Source organism: Solemya elarraichensis gill symbiont (assembly GCF_002021095.1).
Lineage (GTDB): Bacteria > Pseudomonadota > Gammaproteobacteria > Chromatiales > Chromatiaceae.
Genome location: NZ_MPRK01000076.1, coordinates 1 through 7,351 on the forward strand (window position 1 = coordinate 1; position 7,351 = coordinate 7,351).

Annotated in this window: 7 protein-coding genes and 1 pseudogene; 2 read left to right on the forward strand and 6 right to left on the reverse strand. The window is 53.1% G+C overall.

Annotation, left to right across the window (positions count from 1 at the left end; all coding sequences use genetic code 11):
• From BOW51_RS05375 to rpsB, 6 genes and pseudogenes are all read right to left on the reverse strand, one after another.
• Nucleotides 1-315, reverse strand: a pseudogene (locus tag BOW51_RS05375) (hypothetical protein); the annotation flags it as partial.
• Nucleotides 302-1,051, reverse strand: a complete 750-nt coding sequence (uppS, locus tag BOW51_RS05380) for an undecaprenyl pyrophosphate synthase (protein WP_078476800.1) — start codon at nt 1,049-1,051, stop codon at nt 302-304. The pseudogene BOW51_RS05375 and the gene uppS, both read right to left, overlap by 14 nt.
• Nucleotides 1,052-1,085: 34 nt before the next feature.
• On the reverse strand, nt 1,086-1,643 hold the full coding sequence (frr, locus tag BOW51_RS05385; RefSeq protein WP_078476801.1) for a ribosome recycling factor: 558 nt from the start codon (nt 1,641-1,643) through the stop codon (nt 1,086-1,088).
• Nucleotides 1,643-2,362: a UMP kinase gene (pyrH, locus tag BOW51_RS05390; RefSeq protein ID WP_078476802.1), complete on the reverse strand. Its 720-nt coding sequence runs from the start codon at nt 2,360-2,362 to the stop codon at nt 1,643-1,645. Before pyrH ends, frr begins: the two co-directional genes overlap by 1 nt.
• Before the next feature lie 63 nt (nt 2,363-2,425).
• On the reverse strand, nt 2,426-3,310 hold the full coding sequence (tsf, locus tag BOW51_RS05395) for a translation elongation factor Ts (RefSeq protein WP_078476803.1): 885 nt from the start codon (nt 3,308-3,310) through the stop codon (nt 2,426-2,428).
• 58 nt (nt 3,311-3,368) lie between these two features.
• Entirely contained in the window at nt 3,369-4,178 is an 810-nt protein-coding gene (gene rpsB, locus BOW51_RS05400) for a 30S ribosomal protein S2 (RefSeq protein ID WP_078476804.1), read from the reverse strand.
• Between the two features lie 225 nt (nt 4,179-4,403).
• On the opposite strand from rpsB, the gene map reads away from it, so the two are divergent.
• Together map and glnD are read left to right on the forward strand one after the other, a co-directional pair.
• The gene (map, locus tag BOW51_RS05405) at nt 4,404-5,171 is read left to right on the forward strand and encodes a type I methionyl aminopeptidase (RefSeq protein WP_078476805.1); all 768 of its coding nucleotides are present in this window, start codon (nt 4,404-4,406) and stop codon (nt 5,169-5,171) included.
• A 3-nt stretch (nt 5,172-5,174) separates the two neighbouring features.
• Nucleotides 5,175-7,351 (forward strand): [protein-PII] uridylyltransferase (gene glnD, locus BOW51_RS05410; RefSeq protein ID WP_078476806.1); only part of this gene is annotated, 2,177 nt, incomplete at its 3' end.

Consider the following 7,351-nt stretch of genomic DNA (forward strand, 5'->3'; position numbering starts at 1 on the left):
CTGAAGCGGCTTGTGCCCCCATGCAAAGAGCGCAGCCGTCATTCCCATCCAGACGCCTGCAATTGCCAACACGGCGAGATTGAGCACGGGATCAGGGGAATTCAACCACAGACCAGCCATCAGGCCGGCCATGCTCAACAGATAAAAGACTCTTTCGGCAAAACCACGCAGACCTGCAAGCCTTCCCCACTCATTGCCGCATAGCAGAATAACAATCAGAAGCAGGCCGGAAAAGACCGGGTTAGTGAGCTCCAGAACACCCAGCACGACAAAAGGCGCAAGTAAGAGCGCCGTAATAACTCTAAGCTTTAGCATCCTTCACCTCAAGCTGGTCACTGGTACGCCCGAAACGGCGCTCCCTGTTTGCATAATCTTCCAGGGCTGAGCGTAAAGAGTCCACCGAAAAATCTGGCCACAGGGTGTCGGTAAAATAAAACTCGGCATACGCCGCCTGCCACAGAATAAAATTACTGATTCTCAACTCACCGCCGGTACGGATGAAGAGATCAACTTCCGGCAAATCTGAAAAGGAGAGCTGCTGAGAGAAAATGTTTTCATCAATATCCTCAGCACTGAGCTGACCATCGGCAACCATCTGTGCTGCCTTTTGAGCCGCCTGTACGATATCCCAACGACCGCCATAGGAAAAAGCGAGCTGCAGTACCATGCCACTGTTACCCGCGGTACGCTCTTCGGCATCAGTAATGGTTTCAACAAGCTTTGTCGAGAGATTGGAACGATCACCAATGACGCGAAAGCGGATGCCCTGTTCATCGAGCAGGTTTACCTCGCGATTCAGTGCTCGCAGAAAAAGGTCCATCAGGAAGCTGACTTCTTTCTCCGGCCTTTTCCAGTTCTCACTGGAAAAGGCAAACAGCGTCAGAACCTCGATACCACTAGTAGCACTCTCTTCAATGACTGCACGCACACTATCAGCACCTGCCTTGTGGCCCGCCTGGCGTGGTTTACCCTGCAGCTTGGCCCAGCGCCCGTTGCCATCCATAATAATGGCGACATGGCGTGGCAGTCCCCGCCCACCGCTCTGATCCATTATTCTGCTCTCGGGGGAGATTGATGCAGAAGCATCAGATTGACATCAGATCTTTTTCTTTGACTTCCAGCGCCTGGTCGATTTCCTTGACATGCTGATCTGTCAGCTTCTGGATAATCTCCTGACCACGACGCTCATCATCCTCGGAAATCAGCTTCTCCTTGACCAGATTCTTCAGATCGCTGTTGGCATCGCGGCGAATATTACGTACCGCAACCTTGGCATTCTCGCCTTCGCTGCGAACGACACGGATCAAATCCTTGCGACGCTCTTCTGTCAGTGGTGGCATGGGTACGCGAATAACGGCACCTGCAGTATTGGGATTAAGACCGAGATCGGACTCGAGGATCGCTTTTTCAACCGCACCCACCATATTCTGTTCCCATGGCTGTATCGACAGTGTGCGACTGTCCTCTACAGAGATATTCGCAACCTGGTTGAGTGGAGTCGGGTTGCCATAGTAGGAGACGCTCAGGTGATCGAGCAGGCTCGGGTGCGCCCGGCCAGTCCTTATCTTTGACAGCTCGCGTGCCAGTGCCTCGACACTCTTGCCCATTCTGTCAGCTGCATCTTTTTTGATGTCATCAATCATCAGTGTTTCTCTCCTGCGTGCACAAGCGTACCAACATCTTCACCCTCTACGAGACGCAGCAGCGCACCGGCCTCATTGATATCCATGACCCGCAGCGGCATACCGTGATCACGGCACAACAGAATCGCTGTGAGATCCATTACACCGAGATTCTCGCGCACTACCCGATCATAATCCAGTCTTTCGTAACGTTTTGCCTGGGGATTTTTCAGCGGATCATCATCATAGACACCGTCGACCCTGGTTGCCTTGATAAGGAAATCGGCACCAATCTCTACTGCCCGCAGCGCCGCCGCGGTATCTGTGGTGAAAAAGGGGCTGCCGGTTCCTGCTGAAAAGAGAGCAACGCCGCCGGTTTCCAGGAAACGGACAGCTGCGTCACGCTGATAGGGTTCGCACACCTGTTGCATGTCAAACGATGAATAGACACGACTCGGCACCTGCAAACGACGCAAAAAATCATGCATCGCAAGCGCATTCATGACGGTTGCCAGCATCCCCATGTGATCGCCGGTGACACGGTCGATGCCGCTTTGCACCAGCCCGGCGCCACGGAAGATATTGCCACCGCCAATGACCAGGCCAACCTGGACACCCCTGGCGACGAGTTGTTGAAGATCAGCGGCAACGCGCTGCATGATCTCCGGATCGATGGCAGAATCGCCATTGCCCATGAGGGCCTCACCGGACAGTTTCAGTAAAATACGCTGGTAGCTCATTGAGTCATATCCTGTTGAGTCATATCCAGAAAAAAGGCGCCCCGTTCGGGACGCCTGTTCGGATCAGGAACCCTGGACTTGCGCCATAACCTCGGCCGCAAAATCCTCCTGTTTCTTCTCAATCCCCTCACCCACTTCGTAGCGCGTGAAGCCAATCACTTTGGCGCCTGCCTTTTCAAGCAGTTTGCCAACGGTAACATCAGGATCCTTGACGAAGGCCTGACCGTTGAGAGTGATCTCCTCGAGGTACTTGCGTACACGTCCTTCGATGATTTTGTCGACGATCGCTTCCGGCTTGCCGCTCTCAAGAGCCTGGGCACGGAATATTTCACGTTCGCTGGCGAGCTTCTCGGCAGGAACATCATCTGCAGAAACGCACACAGGGGTGCTTGCTGCAATATGCATCGCAATATCACGACCCAGTTCAGCGTCACCACCTTCCATATCAACAAGTACGCCAATGCGTACACCGTGACGGTAGGAGTAAACACCACCGCTGGAGTTGATACGAACGAAACGACGCACAGACATGTTTTCACCGATTTTTGAAATCAGTGCATCACGTGTCCCGGCAATTGTCGCCTCTTCACCATCATGCAGGGGCATCTCGACCAGTGTCTCGACATCTGCAACATCTGAGTTCAGGGTTCGCTCGGCAACTGCATTGGCAAAAGATGAGAAATTCTCGTCCTTTGCAACAAAATCAGTTTCACAGTTGACTTCAACCATTGCTGCTGACTTGTTGTCATCGCTGGCTGCAAAAACAATCAGACCTTCCGCAGCAATACGTCCAGCCTTCTTAGCGGCCTTTGCCTGACCGGATTTACGCATGTTTTCGATAGCAGTTTCGATATTGCCATCTGTTTCGACCAGTGCTTTCTTGCACTCCATCATGCCTGCGCCAGTTCTTTCACGCAGTTCTTTAACCAAAGACGCGGTAATCGCCATTACATCGACCTCGTAGAAATTGAATTAGGTTTGGGTTCCAGTAAGCTTTGCGGAGGTATTAACCTTCTGCAGGTGCTTCCGGAGCAGGTTCAGCTGCTGCTTCTGGAGCAGGCTCTGCAGCCGCTTCAGGTGCTGGTGCTGCAGGTGCAGGAGCACTGTCACCACCGGCTGCAACTGTTGCTGCACTGGCACGACCCTCAAGAACCGCTGCAGATGCGCCCTGTACATACAGCTGTACTGCGCGGATAGCGTCATCATTACCAGGAATGACGTAATCGATTGCATCCGGGTCATTGTTGGTATCAACGACAGCAATAACAGGAATTCCCAGCTTGCTGGCTTCTGCAACAGCATTCTTCTCGTAACCGCTGTCTACAATAAAGAGCGCATCGGGAATGCCGTTCATGTGCTTGATGCCACCGAGACTGCGGTTCAGCTTTTCCATTTCACGAGTAAGAGTCAGTTGCTCTTTCTTGTTGAAACGGGTTGAAAGGCTGCCATCCTCGCTCATGCTCTCAAGATCCTTGAGGCGCTTGATAGACTGCTTGATGGTTTTGAAGTTTGTCAGCATGCCGCCGAGCCAACGATGGTTGACATAGGGCATGTTGCAACGCTCGGCCTCTTCGCGAATTACATCGCGTGCCGCACGCTTGGTGCCGACAAAGAGAACTTTGCCGCCATTGGCTGCAAGGGATCCGATGAAATTCATCGCATCATTGTGCAGTGGCAGGGTCTTCTCAAGATTAATGATGTGGATCTTGTTACGCTCGCCAAAGATGTAGTTAGCCATCTTCGGGTTCCAGTAGCGGGTCTGGTGACCAAAATGTACGCCTGCTTCAAGCATCTGGCGCATGCTGATATTTGCCATTTTAAATAACTCCAATATCGGGTTGGGCCTCCATGTATCCCGACTTTCAACCTGCGAGAGGCACCCAGAAAATCGTGTCGACACATGTGCGGATTAACTTCACTGAAGCGACTTTGCTCCATGAAGGGCGCGATTTATAGCATAATGCGCGCCCAATCTCAATCTTTACCGAATAAGAGTCTGTATAATCGGCAGCAACTCGCAACAGGGCACACAAACAAAATTATGGCAGTCACAATAAAAACGGCAGAAGAAATCAACAAGATGCGTATCGCTGGGCGACTCGCAGCTGATGTTCTGGACATGATAGGCGAACACGTCAAAGTCGGCGTGAGCACCGAGGAACTCGACACTATTTGTCATGACTACATAGTCAATACGCAACAGGCGATTCCTGCCCCGCTGAACTATCACGGCTTCCCGAAATCGATCTGCACATCTGTCAACCACCAGGTTTGCCACGGCATTCCGGGCGGCAAAAAACTCAAGAATGGCGATATCATCAATATCGACATCACAGTCATCAAGGATGGTTTCCACGGCGATACCAGCCGCATGTTCATTGTCGGCGAGGGTTCAATTCTCGCCAGGCGCCTGATCGACGTCACCCGCCAGGCGATGTGGAAAGGCATCGAGATGGTAAAACCGGGTATTCACATTGGCGATATTGGCCATGCGATCCAGGCTCTTGTCGAGTCCAGCGGTTACTCGGTCGTACGCGAGTATTGCGGCCATGGCATCGGGCGAGAGTTTCACGAAGACCCGCAGATTCTCCACTATGGCACACCGGGTAACGGCCTCGCCCTCCAGGCGGGCATGTGTTTTACCATTGAGCCCATGGTCAACGCCGGCAAACGTCAAATTAAACTGCTTCCCGACAAATGGACAGTCGTGACCAAGGATCGCAAACCCTCCGCCCAGTGGGAACACACGCTGGCTGTCACTGAAGATGGATTCGAAGTCTTTACCCTGGGCGCCTGGGAACGTAATTAAACAATGCTTCCTGCTGAAATAGAGCTCCCACTCCTGAAGAGACTCACTTCTGCAGGAGAAGATATCGGCGAGCTTAAAAGTTGCATCGATGCGATCAACCAGGCCCTGCTGACGGCATTCAACAAGGGCACCCCCATCGATACCAGCATTACTGGGCGTGCACACCTGGTCGACAAGCTACTGCAGTCGATCTGGGAGCAGAAATGCAGCCCAGATTGCGGAGCAGCCCTGATTGCTGTCGGAGGATACGGCCGTGGTGAACTGCACCCCTCCTCGGACATCGATCTGCTGTTCCTGGTAGAAGAGTCTCTTCAACAGGAGAGCGAACAACAGATTTCTGCCTTTATCACCCTGTTGTGGGACATTGGGCTGAATATAGGCCATAGCGTTCGCACGCCGGAAATGTGTGCCACCGAGGCAGCGAATGACATCACGGTGACCACTGCCCTGATGGAATCCCGCCTGCTGGCTGGCAGCGAAAGCCTCTACACTGAAATGCAGGCTGCTACAGGACCAGACAAGGTGTGGCCGCCCGATGCCTTCTTCCAGGCCAAGCTTGAAGAACAACAGAGGCGTCACAAAAAATACGATGATACCGCGCACAATCTGGAACCCAATATCAAGGGCGGCCCTGGCGGCCTGCGCGATATCCAGATGATCCAGTGGGTCGCGAGGCGCAAATTCGGTGTGACATCACTCGACGAGCTGGTCGAACGCGGCATTCTCACCGAGGCCGAGTTCAGATCGCTTGAACTGGGTAAAAAACACCTGTGGCGCATTCGTTTCATGTTGCACACAATTACCGGGCGCGAGGAGGATCGCCTGCTGTTTGACCTGCAGCAGAAACTGGCAGCAGCATTTGAACACCGGGACAATGAGGCCAACCTCGCAGTCGAGCAATTCATGCAGAAGTACTACCGGACCATTGCCCGACTGCAGCGTCTCAACGAGATTCTCCTGCAATACTTTGAGGAATCGATCCTCAACGCGGATGAGAAGCGTGAGATCACCGTGCTGAACCGCCGTTTTCATATCGTCAATGGCTACATCGGGGCTGTCGACAGCCAGATTTTCAGCCACAGGCCCCTGGCACTGCTGGAGATCTTTCTGCTCATCACCCAGCATTCGACTATCCGTGGCATACGCGCCTCCACGATTCGCCTGATACACGAGCATCTGCACCTCATCGATCGTCGTTTTCGTAACGACCCAAAGGCAATCAAGCTCTTCCTGCAGATTGTCAGCCAGTCTCATGGCGTCTACCGTGTACTGCGCAGCATGAACCGTTACGGCCTGCTGCCTGCCTATATTCCTGCCTTCACCAATATCGTCGGGCGCATGCAATACGACCTGTTTCACGTCTATACAGTCGATACGCATACCCTTTTCCTGATTCGAAATATGCGACGCCTGACAGTTCCTGAACTGAACAGTGAATTCCCGCTGGCGAGTGAAATAATGGCTTCAATCGAACAGCAGGAGAGCCTGATTCTTGCCGCACTGTTTCACGACATCGCGAAGGGCCGTGGCGGTGATCATTCGGAACTCGGCGCAGTTGATGCACTTCACTTCTGCCGCGCGCACGCATTACCCGAGCAGCAGGCGCACCTGATCTCCTGGCTGGTAAAAAACCACCTGGTGATGTCGATGACTGCGCAGCGCAAGGACATAGAGGATCCGGACGTCATCCGCAATTTCGCAAAGCTGGTGATGACGCCGGAGCACCTCAAGCACCTCTACCTGTTGACATTGTGCGACATGCGCGCAACCAATCCGAAACGCTGGAATGGCTGGAAAGATACCCTGCTCAAGCAGCTCTACCGGCACACTCTCAGAGAGCTGAACAATCCGCAGTCGGAAGCGGATGATTACTCGGAACTGCAGAAGAAGCAGACACAGGCACGCGAGCAGCTTGAAAGCCAGGACCAGGAAGCGGTGACGCAGCTATGGATGCAGTTTAGTACTGACTACTTCCAGCACCATAGTGTGCATGAGATGGCGTGGCATGCTGATGTCATTCTCTCAACCCCTGAACAGGACTACCCGCAGGTTCGCATCCAGTGCGAAATGAAACCGGGTGCGAGCGAGATTCTCATCGTCGATATCGATCATGACAACCTCTTCGCCATTATCACCTCGATAATAGACCAGTGCTCACTCAACGTAGTCCAGGCGCGTTG